This window comes from Micromonospora sp. Mcm103 (assembly GCF_024519755.1).
In the GTDB taxonomy this organism is placed as follows: Bacteria; Actinomycetota; Actinomycetes; order Mycobacteriales; family Micromonosporaceae; genus Micromonospora; species Micromonospora aurantiaca.
Map to the genome: position 1 here is coordinate 83,033 of NZ_JALJRJ010000015.1, position 17,937 is coordinate 100,969.

Consider the following 17,937-nt stretch of genomic DNA (forward strand, 5'->3'; position numbering starts at 1 on the left):
ACTTGACTTCGAGTGCGCTCGAACTGGAAGCCTGGAGGGCGTGGACATCAGCACGCGGGATACGAGCCTCACCGTGGGTGAGGCGGCGGAACGGGTCGGCCTGACCACCTACACGCTGCGCTGGTACGAGCAGGAGGGCCTGGTGGGCCGCGTCGGGCGGGACTCGTCCGGCCGGCGGCGCTACACCGAGTCCGACGTCAACTGGCTGTTCCTGCTCACCCGGCTGCGGCGGACCGGGATGCCGGTGCGCGACATGCGCCGCTACGCCGAGCTGGCCCGGCACGGGGACAGCACGCTCGGCGCGCGGCGGGCGCTGTTCGAGGCGCACCGCGCCCGGGTGCTGGCCCGGATGGCCGAGCTGGAGGAGGACCTGAAGGTCCTCGAGCACAAGATCGACGCGTACCGCCGGGCGGAGGAGGAGTCGGGCTGACCGCGCCCGATGGCGGACAGGGAGTCCGGCACCGGAAGATCGGATCTCGGCACCATGACGCCGTGGGTCCAGCTCCGTTGCCCGAAACCGGGTTCCTCGACGACTGGGCCGCCCGACTCCGGCAGGTCGCGGACCGGCCGGTCGTCGGGATCATGCTGCGCGGCAGCCACGCCCGGCGGGCCGCCACCGAGCACAGCGACGTCGACGTGGACGTGCTCGTCGCCGCCGACGACGGACGCGCCGCCGCCGGCGCCCGGCAGCCCACGTCCCGCCGCGGCACCCCGTACGCGGCCCGGCGGGCGTACCTGGCCGAGTTCGCCGGTCGCCTGGTGCACGTGTCGGTGGCCGCCCGCGACATCCGCTCCTGGGTGCGCCGCCTGGGCCAGCCCGCCGACTGGGCGTTCGGGCTCCCGGTCACCGCGCCCGCCCGGCTGCTCTGGGCCGCGCCGGAATGGCGCCGCCGGATCGACCTGCCGGTGCTCTGCCAGCCCGCCGACGAGCCGCGCCTGGAGGAGCTGATCGCGACGCTGGGCAAGGTCGCCGCGGCCCGCGTCGCCGACGACCCGGCCGGGGTCCGGCTCGCCGCGGCCGACCTGGCCCGGCTCTGCCCCTCGGTGCTGCGGCCGGCCAACCCGTCGGTGCGAGTGGTGTCCCGCCGGGCCGCCCTGACCGCCGCGCTGGACCTGCCGGTCGCCCCGCCCGGCTACCGCGACGACATGCTGCTCTGCCTCGGCTCGCGCCCCGGCGACCCGGCCGAGGTCGGCGCCGCCGCGGGACGGCTGGTCACCGGCATCCTCCCGCTGATCCGCCCGTACGCCGACGAGATCGCCGCCACCCACGGCGCGGACCTGGCCGAGGCGCTCGCCGACGGCCGGGTGGAGCGCTACCTCGCCCAGCTGGGCCGGGCGCTGGGGCCGGTGACGCCCGCCTCCCGGGACACGTCGGCGGTCCCCGGGCCGCGTGCGGGAGAATGGTCAACCGTGCCCGCCCCTGACGCGCCGCTGACCGGCGCCCCCACTCCCGGCCCGGCCCGGCCGTCCCGGCTCGACCCGGCCATCGCGGCGAAGCTCCGCCGCACCCCGGACGGCCTGGTCGCCGCCGTGGTCCGCGCCCACGACACGGGCGAGGTGCTGATGGTCGCCTGGATGGACGACGAGGCGCTGCACCGCACGCTCACCACCGGCCGGGCCACCTACTGGTCGCGCAGCCGCGGCGAGTACTGGGTCAAGGGCGCCACCTCCGGCAACCACCAGTACGTGCGCTCGGTGGCGCTCGACTGCGACGGCGACGCGCTGCTGGTCAGCGTGGAGCAGGTCGGCGCGGCCTGCCACACCGGGCAGCGCACCTGCTTCTTCACCGAACTGCCGGTCAGCTCCCCGGAGGTGACCCCGTGACCGACGGCACCGTCAGCCCGGACCGGTCCACCTTCGCCGGCCTGGCCGCCCGCTGGCGGGTCGTACCGGTGACCCGGCGGCTGCTCGCCGACGCGGAGACGCCGGTCGGGGTCTACCGCAAGCTGGCCGGTGGTCCCGGCACGTTCCTGCTGGAGTCCGCGGAGCAGGGCGTCGGCTCGGCCGGCACCGCCTGGTCGCGCTACTCGTTCATCGGCGTCCGCAGCAGCGCCACGCTGACCGAGCGCGACGGCGCGGCGAGCTGGACCGGCACCCCGCCCGCCGGGGTGCCCACCGGCGGCGACCCGGTCACCGTGCTGCGTGAGACGGTCGCCGCGCTCGCCGGGCCGGGCTGGGATCCGGCCGGTGACATGCCGCCGCTGACCGGTGGCCTGGTCGGCTACCTCGCCTACGACCTGGTCCGCCGCTTCGAGCGCCTGCCCGAGCTGACCGAGGACGAGCTGGACGTACCCGAGCTGGGCATGATGCTCGCGACCGACCTGGTGGTCCTCGACCACTACGAGGGCTCCGCGATCCTGGTCGCCAACGCGGTGCTGCCGCCGCTCGACGACCCCGACCGGGCGGAGCTGGTGGAGGCCGCGTACCACCACGCCGTCGGCCGCCTCGACGCGATGACCAGCGCGCTGTCCCGACCGATTCCGCCCATGGTCTCGACAGTGGACCGGCCCGGCGTCGGTGAGGTGGTCAGCCGCACCCCCGAGGGCGGCTACCCGAAGGCGGTGGAGACGGCCAAGGAGGCGATCCGGGCCGGCGAGTGCTTCCAGATCGTGCTCAGCCAGCGCTTCGAGCGCCCCACCGACGCCGACCCGCTCGACGTCTACCGGGTGCTGCGCACCACCAACCCCAGCCCGTACATGTACCTGCTGCGCTTCGACGGCTTCGACATCGTCGGCTCGTCGCCGGAGGCGCACCTCAAGGTCAGCGCCGGCCCGGACGGGCGGCGGCGGGCCCTGCTGCACCCGATCGCCGGCACCCGCCCGCGCGGCGGCTCCCCGGACGGCGACGCCAAGCTCGCCGCCGAGCTGCTCGCCGACCCCAAGGAACGCGCCGAGCACGTGATGCTCGTCGACCTGGGCCGCAACGACCTGGGCCGGGTGTGCCGGCCGGGCACCGTCGAGGTGCCCGAGTTCGCCACCATCGAGCGTTACAGCCACGTCATGCACATCGTCTCCACTGTCGTCGGGGAGCTGCGCGACGACCGCACCGCGTTCGACGCGCTGGCCGCGACGTTCCCGGCCGGGACGCTCAGCGGCGCGCCCAAGGTGCGGGCCATGGAGATCATCGAGGAGCTGGAGCCGGTCCGGCGCGGCGTCTACGGCGGCACCGTCGGCTACTTCGCCTTCGGTGGCGACCTGGACATGGCCATCGCGATCCGTACCGCGCTGATCCGTGACGGCCGCGCCTACGTGCAGGCCGGCGCCGGGATCGTGGCCGATTCCGACCCCGCCGCCGAGGACCGGGAGACGCGCAGCAAGGCCGCCGCCGTGCTCGCCGCCATCGCGGCCGCCGAGACGCTGCGGGCCGCCCGGTGAGCGCGCCCGGCACCACCGCGCCGGCGGCCCGCGGGCGGCGCGAACTCGCGTACGCGGTGCTCCTCTGCCTGGCCGGCGCGGGCCTGGCCTGCTGGGCGGTGACCCGGACCTGGGCGGTGGAGGCGACCGCCCGGGGGTCGCTGCCGTCCGGGCGGGCCGAGCGCACCGGTACGGAGCTGCTGCCGTGGGTGCTGGCGCTCACCTACGTGGGACTGGCAGGCGGCGGCGCGGTGCTCGCCACCCGGGGCCGGCTGCGCCGGCTGCTGGGTGTGCTGCTGGCCGGCGTCGGCCTGGCGGTGGCGGTCGGCGGCGGGATCGGCCTGACCGAGGCCGGGGTGAGCCGGCAGTGGCCGGCGCTGGTGCTCGCCGGCGGCCTGGCCTTGGCGGCCGGCGGCGCGTTCACCGCCCTGCGCGGGGACGGCTGGCCGGCGATGGGCGCCCGGTACGAGCGGCGGTCCGCTCCGGCGGACGAGCCCGGCCGGCCGGCGGTCGAACGTGGCACCCGGGACGCGTGGGACGCGCTGGACCGGGGCGAGGACCCGACGGTCAGCTGACCGGCTGCGCCTCGCGGGCGTCGCGCCGCTGCCGGGCCGCGGCCCGCGCGGCGGCCAGCTCGGCCACCAGCCGCTCCAGCTCGCGGCGCTGCGCGGCGCGGGCCCGGTCGGCGCAGACCGCCTCCCAGGCGTTGCCGCGGGCGGTACGCATCCGGCCGTCGCCGGCCACCGCGCGTTCGAGCGTGTCCACCACGCCGACGGCGAGGGAGGCGACGGTACGGGAGATGGTGGTCAAGCCGATGGTCTGGGTCGGCCCGTTGGCGCTCATGGTCACCCCATACGAGATCGTTGGCGACGGTCGGCAGCCGCCGGCGTCGAGTGTGCCCGACGACGATGCTTCCGGGCGGACGTTTCGCCGCCGTGAAGCACAGGTCAACGCTGCCGCACCGGGGACGACCTGGGCAGGGCCGGAGGTCCTTGAGCTTGGTCACAGCCCATCGCCGGAACCCGTCCTGCGGGCCCGGAACGATCGTGGTGAGATAGGGGATGGGTGACGGTCGATGCCAGCGGTGGCGCTGCGTGACATGGCGTTCACCGGAAGTCGGCCATCATGCCACAGCCCATGTCGTGAGGTGCGCCATACCCCCCGGCACTCGTCGCCAGGTGGCGCCCCCTAGCATCGGCCCATGACGCCCGGAGAGGGGAGTCCGTTGGTGACTGCTGAGCATGCGCACGCGGAGGGGGACGACGCCGGAGCGGCGCCGTCCGCAGGGGTGCTCGACGAGATCCTGGCCGGCGTGCGGGAGGACGTCGCCCGGCGCCAGGAGCAGGTTCCGCTGGAGCGGATCCGGGAGCTGGCCGCCGCGGCGCCGCCACCGCTCGACGCGTACGCGGCCCTGCGCCGCCCCGGCGTCGCGGTGATCGCCGAGGTGAAGCGCTCGTCGCCGTCCAAGGGGCGGCTGGCCGAGATCGCCGACCCGGCCGACCTGGCCGGTGACTACGCGGCAGGTGGCGCGCGGGCGATCAGCGTGCTCACCGAGGGCCGCTGGTTCGGCGGGTCGCTCGACGACCTGGCCGCCGTGCGGGCCGCGGTGAACGTGCCGGTGCTGCGCAAGGACTTCGTGGTCTCCAGCTACCAGGTGCACGAGGCCCGCGCGCACGGCGCCGACCTGGTGCTGCTGATCGTCGCCGCGCTGGAGCAGAACGCGCTGGTCGGGCTGCTGGAGCGGATCGAGTCGCTCGGCATGACCGCGCTGGTCGAGGTGCACACCGAGGAGGAGGCGGACCGCGCCCTGGAGGCCGGCGCGCAGGTCATCGGCGTGAACGCCCGCGACCTGCGTACCCTGGAGGTCGACCGCTCGGTGTTCGAGCGGATCGCGCCCGGCCTGCCGAGCAGCGTCGTCAAGATCGCCGAGTCCGGGGTGCGCGGTCCGCACGACCTGATCCGGTACGCCTCCGCCGGCGCCGACGCCGTGCTGGTGGGCGAGGGCCTGGTCACCCAGAAGAGCCCGCGCGAAGCGGTGGCCGAGCTGGTCAACGCCGGTAACCACCCGGCCACGCCCCGCCCGGTGCGCTGAGCCGCCGGGCACCCGACCCGAGAGGACGCCCGCGATGAGCGCCGCACCCGCAACCGGCCCGGTCCCCGACTCCGCCGGTCACTTCGGCCGGTTCGGCGGCCGGTTCGTCCCCGAGGCGCTCGTCGCCGCGCTCGACGAGCTGGACGCGGCGTACCGGAAGGCGATGGGCGACGAGGACTTCCTCGCCGAGTTCGACGCGCTGCTGCGCGACTACGCCGGCACGCCCTCGCTGCTCTACGAGGCCCGGCGGTTCTCCGCGCAGATCGGCGCGCGGGTCCTGCTCAAGCGCGAGGACCTCAACCACACCGGTGCGCACAAGGTCCGCAACGTGCTGGGCCAGGCGCTGCTCACCAAGCGGATGGGCAAGCGGCGGGTCATCGCGGAGACCGGCGCCGGCCAGCACGGCGTCGCCACCGCCACCGCCGCCGCCCTGTTCGACCTGGAATGCGTGGTCTACATGGGCCAGGTGGACACCGAGCGGCAGGCGCTGAACGTGGCGCGGATGCGGATGCTCGGCGCCACAGTCGTCCCGGTGACCACCGGCTCGCGCACGCTCAAGGACGCGATGAACGAGGCGATGCGGGACTGGGTCGCCAACGTCGAGGACACCCACTACCTGATCGGCACCGCCGCGGGGCCGCACCCGTTCCCGGAGATGGTCCGCGACTTCGTGCGCGGCATCGGCGAGGAGGCGCGCCGGCAGTGCCTGGACCTGACCGGCGCGCTGCCGGACGCGGTCGCGGCCTGCGTCGGCGGCGGCTCCAACGCGCTGGGCATCTTCCACGCGTTCGTGCCGGACGCCGGCGTGCGGCTCTACGGCTTCGAGGCCGGCGGCGAGGGCGTCGACACCGGGCGGCACGCCGCCAGCATCACCGGCGGCTCGTCCGGCGTGCTGCACGGCACCCGCACGTACGTCCTCCAGGACGCCGACGGGCAGACCATCGAGTCGCACTCGATCTCGGCCGGCCTGGACTACCCGGGCGTCGGCCCGGAGCACGCCTGGCTGCACGACACCGGCCGGGCCACCTACCTGCCGGTGGACGACGCCGACGCGATGGCCGCGTTCGAGCTGCTCTGCCGCACCGAGGGGATCATCCCGGCGATCGAGAGCGCGCACGCGCTCGCCGGTGCCCGCGCCGTCGCGCCCCGGCTCGCCGAGGAGCTGGGCCGGGAGCCGGTGATCGTGGTCAACCTGTCCGGGCGGGGCGACAAGGACGTGCACACCGCCGGCGCGTACTTCGGCATCCTCGACAAGGAGTGACAGCGTGAGCCGCATCGGGGTCGCCTTCGACAAGGCGCGGGCGGACGGGCGGGCGGTGCTGGTCGGCTGCATGCCGGCGGGCTTCCCGACCGTCGAGGGCAGCATCGCCGCCATGAAGGCCATGGTCGAGGCGGGCGTGGACGTCATCGAGGTGGAGATCCCGTACTCCGACCCGGTGATGGACGGCCCGGTCATCCAGAAGGCGAGCGACATCGCGCTGGCTGGCGGTGTCCGCGTCGCGGACGCGCTGCGCGTGGTCGAGGCGGTCGCCGCGACCGGGGCGAGCGTGGTCACCATGACCTACTGGAACCCGATCGAGCAGTACGGCGTGGACGCGTTCGCCCGCGACATGGCCGCCGCCGGCGGCACCGGCCTGGTCACCCCGGACCTGATCCCGGACGAGGCCGCCGAGTGGCTGGCCGCCTCCGACGCGCACGGCCTGGACCGCACGTTCCTGGTCTCGCCGTCCTCGACCGACGCGCGGCTGCGGATGACCGCCGAGCACTGCCGCGGCTTCGTCTACGCCACCGCGATCATGGGCGTCACCGGCGCCCGCGCGCAGACCTCCGAGGCGGCGCCGATCCTGGTCTCCCGGCTGCGCGAGGTCACCGACATCCCGGTCGGCGTCGGGCTGGGCGTGGGCACCGGTGCGCAGGCCGCCACCGTGGCCGGGTACGCCGACGCGGTGATCGTGGGCAGCGCGCTGGTCCGCTGCGTGCTGGACGCCCCGGATCAGGCCGCCGGCCTGACCGCCCTGCGCAAGCTCAGCGCCGAACTGGCCGAGGGCGTCCGCAACCCCGCTCGCTGACGGCCGGCTCGCCATGCCCTTGATCGACTCCATTACGCCGAGCTGGCGTGGTCATGGACGCCAGGACGCCGCCACTTCGCCGAACTGGTGTCGATCATGCGCGTGCGTTCCGCGTGAGCGGGAGGGTGGTCAGCGGCTACTGCTGTCGGCCTGCTCGGATGCGCGCTGGCCGGGCGGGGCGGGCGGCCCGTCGCCGGGCTGTCCGTCGCCGGGTGGCGTGAGTGCGTCGGCGGCGGTCGTGTGCCGCAGCACGCCGGCGCGGCCGGCGAGCGCGTCCGCGATCGCCGCGCGCGTGGTGGGGGTCAGCACGTCGGGCAGTTCCTGCGGCGGCCACCACCGCGGCAGGCACCCGGCCGACGGTTCGCCCGACGGCTCGACGTCGGCCGGCCCGGCGCGGAACACGTGCACCAGAACGTCCGGGCGCCCGCCGCAGCGCCCGGCCGGCGGCGCGGGCGCCTGCGGGTCGGTGACCCGGTAGAGGCCGACCAGGTCGGCCGGCGCCACCGCCCAGCCGGTCTCGGCGCGGACCGCCCGGACGACGGCGTCCGCCGGGCTCTCGTCGTGACGCAGCCGCCCGCCCGGCAGGCCCCAGCGCCGGGCCCCCTCGGACCGGCGGCAGAGCAGCAGCCGGCCTGATGCGTCGGTGACGACAGCGGCGACCGCCCAGGTGAGCGGGCTCATGGACAAACAGCCTACGACCGTGCAAACCAGAAGTCATCCGACCCGCGCGGCAGGCGGCCCGGGGTGCCGCACACACAGTCCGCACCGGTACCGTGTGCACCCGTGACCCTCGCCCCGATGACCCCACTGGCGGCCATGCCCAGCCCCAGCACCGCCGTCTGGCAGCTCGGTCCGGTTCCGATCCGGGCGTACGCGCTCTGCATCATCCTCGGCATCGTGGTGGCCTGCGTGGTCACCGAGTACCGGCTGCGCCGCCGCGGTGTGGCGCCGGGCGCGGTGCTCGACATCGCCGTCTGGGCCGTGCCGGCGGGCATCATCGGCGCGCGGATCTACCACGTGATCACCTCGCCGGAGAAATACTTCGGTGCCGGCGGCGAGCCGATCAAGGCGCTCTACATCTGGGAGGGTGGCCTCGGCATCTGGGGCGCGGTGGCCGGTGGCGCGGTCGGCGCGTGGCTCGCCGCGCGGCAGCTCGGCATCCCGTTCACCGTGATCGCCGACGCGCTGGCACCGGGCCTGCCTCTGGCGCAGGCCGTCGGCCGGCTGGGCAACTGGTTCAACAACGAGCTGTACGGCGGGCGGACCACGCTGCCGTGGGGCCTGGAAGTGCACGTCATGGACCCGGACAACCCGGGTCACGCGCTGCGCGACGACGCCGGCAACCCGGTGCTCCAGCCGGGGCTCTACCACCCGACGTTCCTCTACGAGGCGCTCTGGAACATCGGCGTCGCCGCGCTGGTGCTGTTCCTCGACCGCAAGCTGCGGCTCGGTCGCGGCCGGGCGTTCGCGCTCTACGTGATGGGTTACACGGCGGGCCGGTTCTGGATCGAGCTGATGCGCACCGACGAGGCGAACCTGATCCTCGGCGTACGCCTCAACGTCTGGACCGCCGCGCTGGTCTTCCTCGGCGCGCTCGCCTACTTCATCCGGGTCCGCGGCCCGCGCGAATACCTGGTGCCGGTGGGCGAGCCGGCTCCCGCTGTCGCAGCGGCGAGCGACGTCTCCCAGGTCGACCTGTCCGCCCGGGAGGCCGCCGCCCGGCCGGCCGTGCCCGAGGGCTACCGGGTGGTGACCGAGGAACAGTTCGAGGCGTACCGGAAGACCGGCGAGCTGCCCCCGGAGCCGGCGGCGGACGACGAACCGGCAGGGGCCGAGCCCGCCGCCGACGCCGCCGCGACGGGCCGCACGGACGACGACGGCGCGACGGCCGAGCGGACGGACGGCGACGCCACCGAGGACGACCCGCAACGGGCGGACGCCGAGCGGACGAACGCCGGCCGGGCCGACGGCGGGCGCCCGGCGGACCGGGACAGCTGAGCGGGGGAGTCATGCGCAGCGCGGTGGTGGTCGGCGCCGGCCTCGGCGGAATGGCGGCGGCCGGTGTGCTGGCCCGGTCGGGCTGGCAGGTCACGCTGCTGGAACGCGCCGACCGGGTTCGCCCGGAGGCGACCGCCGTGGTGCTCTGGCCCAACGGGGTACGCGCGCTGCGCGCCCTCGGGCTGGGCGACGGGCTGGACGCGATCGCCACCCCGCTGCCCGACGGCGGCGTGCGCCGTCCCGACGGGCACTGGCTGGTGCAGGCCCGGTCCACGCCGGCCGAGCGGATGCCGGTGGTGGTGCACCGGGAGGACCTGCACGACGCGCTCATCGCCGGTCTGGGTGACCGGGTCGAACTGCGTACCGGCGTGACAGTGCGGACGGTGCGCGCGGCGTCGGGCGAGCGCCCGGCGGTGGGCGACGGCCGGCACACCTACGAGGCGGACCTGGTGGTGGCCGCCGACGGCACCGACAGCGAGATCCGCCGGCACCTCGCCCCGGAGACCGCCGTGGTCAGCTCCGGGTGCGCCGCCTGGCGGGCCGTCATCCCCTGGTACCGGGCCCCGCAGCTGCCCGACGACCAGCCGGTGCACGGCGAGACGCTCGGCGCCGGCTACCGCTTCCTGGCCGCCTCGCTCGGCGAGCGGGGCACCGCGGGCGCCTCCCGCCGGGGCGGCGTCTACTGGGTCGCCACCGCCGCCGGCGCGCCCCGGCCGGAGCCGCCGGAGATCCAGCTCGCGCTGCTCAAGCGCTGGTTCGCGGGCTGGCCGGCGCCGATCGGCACGTTGCTGGAGGCGACCGACCCGGAGGACGTGGTCCAGCAGGAGATCCGTGAGCTGCGGCCGCTGCCGAAGGCGTACGGCTTCCCGGCCGGCCCGGGCGGCGTGGTGCTGCTCGGCGACGCCGCGCACGCCATGCCGCCGCACCTCGGGCAGGGCGCCTGCCTGGCGTTCGAGGACGCGGCGACGCTGGCCGGGCTGCTGCGGGAGTCGCGGCTGCCGGATGCGGTCACCGCGTACGACAGGTTGCGCCGCCCCCGCGCGGCCACGATGGTCCGGCAGACCCGGCGGATGTCGGCGGTCCTGCAGGCCCGGGGCCGTCTGGCGCTGCGCGCCCGGGACGCGGCGCTGGGCACGATCAGCCCGCGCCTGCGCAACACCGCCGCCGCGGCGGCCGCCGCCTGGCAGCCGCCGTCCTGACCTCCGCCGCGGCGTGCGGCCTCAGATGACGGCGGCGGGCTCGGCGATGCAGGCGGTGCCGATCCGGCGGAACCCGACCCGCAGGTAGACGCGGGCGATGTCCTCGCTGCCGGCGCTCAGGAAGATCAGATCGGTGCCGGCGGCGCGCAGTTCCCGCGCGAGCGTGGCGGTCACCGCCGCGCCCAGGCCGCGTTGCCGGGCGGACGGCAGCGTGGCCACCCCGGCGATCTCCGCCACGTCGTCGACCCGCATCGCCATCCCGCTGGCCAGCGCGCCCTCGTCGGGCGTCTCGGCGAGCACCGAGATGCGCCGGCCGTCGGCGACCCGGGTCGCCTCCTCCTCCAGCGCGGCCACGTCCAGCTGGGCGAGGGCGGCGTCCCGCTCGGCCGATCCGGCGTCGCCGCGCGCGGTGCCGCCGTTGGCGAAGCCGACCGCCGCGACCGCCCGGCGCAGCGCGATGTCCGCCGCGAAGCCGGGGTCGCCGGGGTCCAGCACCCGCACCGGTACGTCACTGAACGTCCCCGGATCGGGCAGCCGCTCCGGTTCCAGCAGCATCAGCGGCGCCTCCAGCACGCTGAGCCCGGCCGAGCGGGCCACCGCCAGCAGGTCGGGCTGGTGCTCGTGCACCCACTCGAACGCCTCGGGCAGGCCCAGTTCCCGCTGCCGGGCGCGGACCGCCGTCACGTCGGCGAGCGTGGGCGCGTCGGTGGCGTCGAGCCGGGGCCGGGCGTAGAACGGCCATCCGGCGCCGTCGCGGACGAACAGCACCAGGGCGCCGTGATCCTCGGTCCGGGCCCCGTCGCGGGGCACCGCGTCGTAGAACCGCTCCAACCGGGCGAGTACGTCAGCGCGTGCGAGATCCACCGCGCGAGACTACACGTCCCAGCATCTGGAAGTGTGATCAATCTGAACTGGCCTTGCGCCGGAAGCCCTAACGTAGACTCAATAAACCGCAGAGGGCCGACGTCGTCCCCATCATGATCCATCCTGAGTGACGACAGGAGGCCCGGTGGCCTTTCCGTACCCTCACAGCCCGCAGTCGGCCCCGCGGACGACCGGGCTCTACGACCCCGCGTACGAGCACGACGCCTGCGGCGTGGCCTTCGTGGCCGACCTGCACGGGCGGCGCTCGCACCAGGTCGTCGCGAACGGCCTCGGGGCGCTGTGCCGGCTGGACCACCGGGGAGCCCGGGGCGCGGAGCACAACACCGGGGACGGCGCCGGCATCATGATCCAGGTGCCGGACGCGTTCCTGCGCGCCACCGTCGACTTCCCGCTGCCCCCGGCCGGCCAGTACGCCACCGGCCTGGTGTTCCTGCCCGACGACGACGCGGCCGAGGCCCGCGCCCGCCAGGTGGTGGACAAGTACGCACTGGTCGAGGGCGCCGACGTGCTCGGCTGGCGCGAGGTGCCGACCGACCCGTCCGGCCTGGGGGAGACCGCGCTCGCGGCCATGCCCCGGGTCCGGCAGCTGTTCGTCGCCGCGCACCGGCTGACCGGCTCGCCGGCCGGCCCGGCCGGCTCCCCGCTGACCGGGCTCGACCTGGACCGGGTGGCGTTCTGCCTACGCAAGCAGGTCGAGCGGGAGACCGCCGAGCGGGGCGTACCGGCGTACTTCCCGTCGCTGTCCGGCCGCACCATGGTGTGGAAGGGCATGCTCACCCCGGACCAGCTCCCCGCGTTCTACCCGGAGCTGACCGACGAGCGGGTGGTCAGCGCCATCGCGCTGGTGCACTCGCGCTTCTCCACGAACACGTTCCCGTCCTGGCCGCTGGCGCACCCGTACCGGTTCATCGCGCACAACGGCGAAATCAACACGATCCGGGGCAACCGCAACTGGATGCAGGCCCGCGAGGCGCTGCTGCGCAGCCCGAGCATCCCGGGCAACATCCGCCGCGTCTTCCCGGTGTGCACCCCCGCCGCGTCCGACTCGGCCAACTTCGACGAGGTGCTGGAACTGCTGCACCTGGCCGGGCGGAGCCTGCCGCACGCGGTGCTCATGATGATCCCCGAGGCGTGGGAGAACGACCCGGACATGCGCGCCGACAAGCGCGCGTTCTACCGCTTCCACGCCAGCCTGATGGAGCCGTGGGACGGCCCGGCGTCGGTCGCGTTCACCGACGGCGAGATCGTCGGCGCGGTGCTGGACCGCAACGGCCTGCGCCCGGGCCGCTGGTGGCACACCGCCGACGGCCTGGTGGTGCTCGGCAGCGAGGCGGGCGTGCTCGACCTCGACCCGGCCACCGTGGTCGCCAAGGGCCGGCTCCAGCCCGGCAAGATGTTCCTCGTCGACACCGTCAACGGCCGGATCGTCTCCGACGACGAGATCAAGACGGAACTGGCCGCCGAGCAGCCGTACCAGGAGTGGCTGCACGCCGGCCTGATCGAGCTGGACGACCTGCCGCCGCGCGAGCACACCGTCTACACCCACGACTCGGTACGCCGCCGTCAGCAGACGTTCGGCTACACCGAGGAGGAGCTGAAGATCCTGCTCGGCCCGATGGCCCGCACCGGCGCCGAGCCGATCGGCTCGATGGGCACGGACACGCCGATCGCCCCGCTGTCCACCCGGCCGCGGCTGCTCTACGACTACTTCCATCAGCTCTTCGCGCAGGTCACCAACCCGCCGCTGGACGCCATCCGGGAGGAGCTGGTGACCAGCCTGGCGTCCACCATCGGGCCGGAGGGCAACCTGCTCGACCCGGGCCCGGCGAGCTGCCGGCAGATCGTGCTGCCGTACCCGGTGATCGACAACGACGAGCTGGCCAAGATCCTCTCCATCGACGAGGACGGCGACCTGCCCGGCTTCAAGGCGGTGCGGGTCTCCGGGCTCTACCGCCTGCGCGACGGCGGCGCCGGCATCAAGGCCCGGCTGACCGAGATCTGCCGGCACGTCTCCGAGGCGATCGAGGACGGCGTCCGCATCCTGGTGCTCTCCGACCGGGACTCCAACGCCGACCTGGCGCCGATCCCGTCGCTGCTGCTCACCGCCGCGGTGCACCAGCACCTGGTCCGCGAGCAGACCCGCACCCAGGTGGCGCTGATCGTCGAGTCCGGCGACTGCCGCGAGGTGCACCACGCGGCGGTGCTGATCGGGTACGGCGCGGCGGCGGTCAACCCGTACCTGGCCTTCGAGTCGGTGGAGGACATGATCTCCACCGGCGTGCTGGCCGGCGTCGACCGGGTGAAGGCGGTCCGCAACTACGTCAAGGCGCTCGGCAAGGGCGTCCTGAAGATCATGTCGAAGATGGGCATCTCGACCGTGTCGTCGTACTGCGGCGCGCAGGTGTTCGAGGCGGTCGGCCTGGACACCCGCCTGGTCCACAGGTACTTCCGCGGCACGCCGAGCACCATCGGCGGCATCGGCCTGAACGAGATCCACGCCGAGGTGGCGGCCCGGCACGCGCGGGCCTGGCCGGCGCCGGGCGCGCAGGCCACCGACCGGCTGGAGGTCGGCGGCGAGTACCAGTGGCGCCGCGAGGGTGAGCTGCACCTGTTCAACCCGGAGACGGTCTTCCTGCTCCAGCACGCCACCCGCAGCCGCCAGTACGACGTGTTCCGGCAGTACACCGCGAAGGTCGACGAGCTGGCCGCGCAGGCGGGCTCGCTGCGCGGGCTGTTCACGCTGCGCACCGGCGTACGTCCGGCGGTGCCGCTGGACGAGGTCGAGCCGGCCTCCGAGATCGTCAAGCGCTTCGCCACCGGCGCCATGTCGTACGGGTCGATCTCGGCGGAGGCGCACGAGACGCTCGCCATCGCGATGAACCGGCTCGGCGGCAAGTCCAACACCGGCGAGGGCGGCGAGGACGTCGAGCGGCTGCACGACCCGGAGCGCCGCTCCGCGGTCAAGCAGATCGCCAGCGGCCGGTTCGGCGTGACCAGCGAATACCTCGTCAACGCCGACGACCTGCAGATCAAGATGGCGCAGGGCGCGAAGCCCGGCGAGGGCGGGCAGCTACCGGGCAACAAGGTCTGGCCGTGGATCGCCCGGACCCGGCACGCCACCCCCGGCGTCGGCCTGATCTCCCCGCCGCCGCACCACGACATCTACTCCATCGAGGACCTGGCCCAGCTCGTCCACGACCTGAAGTGCGTCAACCCGGCCGCCCGGGTGCACGTCAAGCTGGTCAGCGAGGTGGGCGTGGGCACCGTCGCGGCGGGTGTGGCCAAGCTCAAGGCCGACGTCATCCTGATCTCCGGGCACGACGGCGGCACCGGCGCGTCCCCGCTCAACTCGCTCAAGCACGCCGGCACCCCGTGGGAGATGGGCCTGGCCGAGGCGCAGCAGACGCTGCTGCTCAACAAGCTGCGCGACCGGGTCACCGTGCAGGTCGACGGCCAGCTCAAGACCGGCCGGGACGTGCTGATCGCGGCGCTGCTCGGCGCCGAGGAGTTCGGCTTCGCCACCGCGCCGCTGATCGTCGAGGGCTGCGTGATGATGCGGGTGTGCCACCTGGACACCTGTCCGGTCGGCATCGCCACCCAGAACCCGGTGCTGCGCGAGCGCTTCACCGGCAAGCCGGAGTTCGTGGAGAACTTCTTCCTGTTCCTCGCCGAGGAGGTCCGCGGCTACCTCGCCGAGCTGGGCTTCCGCAGCATCGACGAGGCGATCGGCCACACCGAGCTGCTCGACGTGGCCGGCGCGATCGACCACTGGAAGGGCCACGGGCTCGACCTGAGCCGCGTGCTGCACCTGCCGGAGCTGCCCGAGGGTGCGGCCCGCCGGGGCGTACGCGCCCAGGACCACGGCCTCGACGCGGCGCTGGACAACCGGCTCATCGAGCTGGCCGGGCCGGCGCTGCGCGACGGTACCCCGGTCCGGGTCGAGGTCGAGGTCCGCAACGAGCACCGCAGCGTCGGCGCGATGCTCGGCGGCGAGGTGACCCGCCGATTCGGCGGCGACGGCCTGCCCGACGACACGATCGAGTTCCGGCTGCGCGGCACCGCCGGCCAGTCGTTCGGCGCGTTCCTGCCGCGCGGGGTCACGCTGCGTCTGTACGGCGACGCCAACGACTACGTCGGCAAGGGACTGTCCGGCGGCCGGATCGTGGTCCGGCCGGACGCCGACGCGCCGTTCGTCGGCGTGGACGCCACGCCGGGCCGCCGCGCCGAGGACCAGATCATCGCCGGCAACACCATCCTGTACGGCGCCACCGGCGGCGAGGTGTACCTGCGCGGCCGGGTGGGGGAGCGGTTCGCGGTGCGCAACTCCGGCGCGGTCGCGGTGGTCGAGGGCCTCGGCGACCACGGCTGCGAGTACATGACCGGCGGCACCGTCGTGGTGCTCGGGCCGACCGGGCGCAACTTCGCCGCCGGCATGTCCGGTGGCACCGCGTTCGTGCACCGGCTCGACGAGCGGCTGGTGAACGCCGAGCTGGTCGACCTGTCGCCGCTGCGCGACGAGGAACGCGACCGGCTGCACGAGCTGGTCCAGCGGCACTTCGCCGAGACGGACTCGGCGGTCGCCGAGGACCTGCTCAAGCGCTGGCCGCAGGCGGTGGAGGAGTTCACCGCGGTGGTGCCCCGGGACTACCGCCGGGTCATGGAGATCATGCGGGCCGCCGAAGCCGCCGGCCGAGACGTCGACGACGCGGTGATGAGCGCGCTCAGCGTGCCGTCGGCCGCGCCGGTACCGCCCGCGCCCCGGGCGGTCGCCCAGGAGGTGGCTCGTGCCTGACCCGAACGGTTTCCTGCGCTACGACCGGCGGCTGCCGGCCCGCCGTCCGGTGCCGGTACGCATCTCCGACTGGCGGGAGGTCTACCCGCCGGCCGGTGAGGAGCTGATCCGCGAGCAGGCCACCCGGTGCATGGACTGCGGCATCCCGTTCTGCCACGACGGCTGCCCGCTGGGCAACCGCATCCCGGACTGGAACGATCTGGTCCGCACCGGCAACTGGGACGCCGCGGTGGAGTCGCTGCACGCCACGAACAACTTCCCCGAGTTCACCGGCCGGCTATGCCCGGCGCCGTGCGAGGCGGCCTGCGTGCTCGGCCTCGGCGGCCAGCAGCCGGTCACCATCAAGCAGGTCGAGGTGGAGATCGCCGACGCGGCCGTGGCCCGCGACGGTCTGCGGCCCCGGCCCGCGTCCGCCGCGACCGGCCGGTCGGTGGCGGTGGTCGGCTCCGGTCCGGCCGGGCTGGCCGCCGCGCAGCAGCTCGCCCGCGCCGGTCACACGGTCACCGTGTACGAGCGCGACGACGCGATCGGCGGCCTGCTCCGCTACGGCATCCCCGACTTCAAGCTGGAGAAGCAGCACATCGACAAGCGGCTGGCCCAGCTCACCGCCGAGGGTGTGCGGTTCCGGACCGGTGTCGAGGTGGGCGTCGACGTGACCGCCGAGCAGTTGCGCGCCGAGCACGACGCGGTGCTGCTGGCCTGCGGCGCGTTGCAGGGGCGCGACACCCCGGAGACGCCCGGCCGGGCGCTGCGCGGCGTGCACCAGGCGATGGCGCACCTGGTCGCCGCGAACCGGGTGGTGGCCGCCGCCGGGGACGGGCGGCCCGTGCTCGCCACGCTGCCCGACGGTACGCCGATCGACGCCGCCGGCAAGCACGTGGTGATCATCGGAGGTGGCGACACCGCCGCGGACTGCCTCGGTGTGGCGCACCGGCAGGGCGCGGCGGGCGTCCACCAGTTCGACCTCTACCCGGAGCCGCCGGCCGAGCGCGACGCGGCGCGGGACCCGTGGCCGACCTGGCCCTGGGTGCTGCGCAACTACCCGGCGCACGAGGAGGGCGGCGAGCGGGTCTTCGCCGTCGCGGTGCAGGAGTTCGTGGACGACGGCACCGGCCAGGTCCGCGCGGTCCGGATCGCCGAGGTGACAGTGGAGAAGGTGGACGGCCGCCGCATCGTCACCCCGCTGCCCGGCTCCGAGCGGGAGATCCCGGCCGACCTGGTGCTGCTCGCCATCGGCTTCGAGGGCACCGAGGAGCAGCCGCTGCTGGCCCAGTTCGGGGTGACCCGCAACCGCCGGGGCGCGATCGACTCCGGCCCCGACTGGCAGGCCGCCGACGGTGTCTTCGTCGCCGGTGACATGCACCGGGGGGCCTCGCTGATCGTCTGGGCGATCGCCGAGGGACGCGCCGCCGCGGCGGCGATCCACACGTACCTCGGCGGGGTGGGGGAGCTGCCCGCCCCGGTCGACCCGGCCCGCCAGCCGCTCGCCGCCAGGTGAAAGGAAGGGCCCCCTCTTAACGCCTCAGGCAGAGGAGGGGGCCCTTCTTAA

At 74.8% G+C, this 17,937-nt stretch carries 14 protein-coding genes and 1 pseudogene; 12 read left to right on the top strand and 3 right to left on the bottom strand.

Going from position 1 to position 17,937, the window contains the following annotated elements:
- The first annotated feature begins 40 nt into the window (after positions 1 to 40).
- From OC439_RS19240 to OC439_RS19260, 5 genes and pseudogenes are all read left to right on the top strand, one after another.
- Positions 41 to 430 carry a MerR family transcriptional regulator gene (locus OC439_RS19240; RefSeq protein WP_262014629.1) on the top strand — a complete coding sequence of 130 codons (390 nt, stop codon included), beginning with the start codon at positions 41 to 43 and terminating at the stop codon, positions 428 to 430.
- Positions 431 to 582: 152 nt separating this feature from the next.
- Positions 583 to 1,230 (top strand): annotated as a pseudogene (locus tag OC439_RS19245) (phosphoribosyl-AMP cyclohydrolase); the annotation flags it as partial.
- Between the two features lie 180 nt (positions 1,231 to 1,410).
- Positions 1,411 to 1,824, top strand: a complete 414-nt coding sequence (gene hisI / locus OC439_RS19250) for a phosphoribosyl-AMP cyclohydrolase (protein WP_262014694.1) — start codon at positions 1,411 to 1,413, stop codon at positions 1,822 to 1,824.
- Positions 1,821 to 3,374, top strand: coding sequence for an anthranilate synthase component I (locus tag OC439_RS19255; RefSeq protein ID WP_194801252.1), 1,554 nt, complete (start codon positions 1,821 to 1,823; stop codon positions 3,372 to 3,374). The genes hisI and OC439_RS19255 overlap by 4 nt, the downstream gene beginning before the upstream one ends.
- Positions 3,371 to 3,928, top strand: coding sequence for a Trp biosynthesis-associated membrane protein (locus tag OC439_RS19260; RefSeq protein WP_262014630.1), 558 nt, complete (start codon positions 3,371 to 3,373; stop codon positions 3,926 to 3,928). Before OC439_RS19255 ends, OC439_RS19260 begins: the two co-directional genes overlap by 4 nt.
- Here the strand turns inward: OC439_RS19260 and OC439_RS19265 are convergent.
- Complete coding sequence (locus OC439_RS19265) at positions 3,921 to 4,196, bottom strand: hypothetical protein (protein ID WP_135241248.1); 276 nt, start codon at positions 4,194 to 4,196, stop codon at positions 3,921 to 3,923. The genes OC439_RS19260 and OC439_RS19265 overlap by 8 nt on opposite strands.
- 445 nt (positions 4,197 to 4,641) lie before the next feature.
- Between OC439_RS19265 and trpC the strand changes: the two genes are divergently transcribed.
- From trpC to trpA, 3 genes are read left to right on the top strand one after another with little or no spacing between them, the layout of a single operon-like run.
- A complete protein-coding gene (gene trpC, locus OC439_RS19270) occupies positions 4,642 to 5,445 on the top strand; it encodes an indole-3-glycerol phosphate synthase TrpC (protein WP_194801305.1) in 804 nt (267 codons plus the stop codon).
- A 34-nt stretch (positions 5,446 to 5,479) separates the two neighbouring features.
- Positions 5,480 to 6,706: a tryptophan synthase subunit beta gene (gene trpB, locus OC439_RS19275; protein WP_262014631.1), complete on the top strand. Its 1,227-nt coding sequence runs from the start codon at positions 5,480 to 5,482 to the stop codon at positions 6,704 to 6,706.
- 4 nt (positions 6,707 to 6,710) lie between these two features.
- On the top strand, positions 6,711 to 7,514 hold the full coding sequence (gene trpA / locus OC439_RS19280) for a tryptophan synthase subunit alpha (RefSeq protein WP_262014632.1): 804 nt from the start codon (positions 6,711 to 6,713) through the stop codon (positions 7,512 to 7,514).
- 129 nt (positions 7,515 to 7,643) lie between these two features.
- On the opposite strand, the gene OC439_RS19285 is transcribed toward trpA, so the two are convergent.
- Positions 7,644 to 8,195, bottom strand: coding sequence for an NUDIX hydrolase (locus OC439_RS19285; RefSeq protein WP_262014633.1), 552 nt, complete (start codon positions 8,193 to 8,195; stop codon positions 7,644 to 7,646).
- A gap of 102 nt (positions 8,196 to 8,297) precedes the next feature.
- Between OC439_RS19285 and lgt the strand changes: the two genes are divergently transcribed.
- Both lgt and OC439_RS19295 read left to right on the top strand, forming a co-directional pair.
- Entirely contained in the window at positions 8,298 to 9,512 is a 1,215-nt protein-coding gene (gene lgt, locus OC439_RS19290; protein ID WP_262014634.1) for a prolipoprotein diacylglyceryl transferase, read from the top strand.
- A gap of 11 nt (positions 9,513 to 9,523) precedes the next feature.
- Positions 9,524 to 10,711 carry an FAD-dependent oxidoreductase gene (locus OC439_RS19295; RefSeq protein WP_013287548.1) on the top strand — a complete coding sequence of 396 codons (1,188 nt, stop codon included), beginning with the start codon at positions 9,524 to 9,526 and terminating at the stop codon, positions 10,709 to 10,711.
- A gap of 21 nt (positions 10,712 to 10,732) precedes the next feature.
- On the opposite strand, the gene OC439_RS19300 is transcribed toward OC439_RS19295, so the two are convergent.
- A complete protein-coding gene (locus tag OC439_RS19300; RefSeq protein ID WP_262014635.1) occupies positions 10,733 to 11,575 on the bottom strand; it encodes a GNAT family N-acetyltransferase in 843 nt (280 codons plus the stop codon).
- A 145-nt stretch (positions 11,576 to 11,720) separates the two neighbouring features.
- On the opposite strand from OC439_RS19300, the gene gltB reads away from it, so the two are divergent.
- Both gltB and OC439_RS19310 read left to right on the top strand, forming a co-directional pair.
- Complete coding sequence (gene gltB / locus OC439_RS19305) at positions 11,721 to 16,388, top strand: glutamate synthase large subunit (protein ID WP_262014636.1); 4,668 nt, start codon at positions 11,721 to 11,723, stop codon at positions 16,386 to 16,388.
- A complete protein-coding gene (locus OC439_RS19310) occupies positions 16,381 to 17,886 on the top strand; it encodes a glutamate synthase subunit beta (RefSeq protein WP_262014637.1) in 1,506 nt (501 codons plus the stop codon). The genes gltB and OC439_RS19310 overlap by 8 nt, the downstream gene beginning before the upstream one ends.
- Positions 17,887 to 17,937 lie beyond the last annotated feature (51 nt).

What these genes read in the sequence shown, in the direction of transcription:
- OC439_RS19265 (WP_135241248.1), bottom strand. Translation starts at nt 4,196, where the DNA reads ATGAGCGCCAACGGGCCGACCCAGACCATCGGCTTGACCACCATCTCC.
- OC439_RS19285 (WP_262014633.1), bottom strand. Translation starts at nt 8,195, where the DNA reads ATGAGCCCGCTCACCTGGGCGGTCGCCGCTGTCGTCACCGACGCATCA.
- trpB (WP_262014631.1), top strand. Translation starts at nt 5,480, where the DNA reads ATGAGCGCCGCACCCGCAACCGGCCCGGTCCCCGACTCCGCCGGTCAC.
- OC439_RS19295 (WP_013287548.1), top strand. Translation starts at nt 9,524, where the DNA reads ATGCGCAGCGCGGTGGTGGTCGGCGCCGGCCTCGGCGGAATGGCGGCG.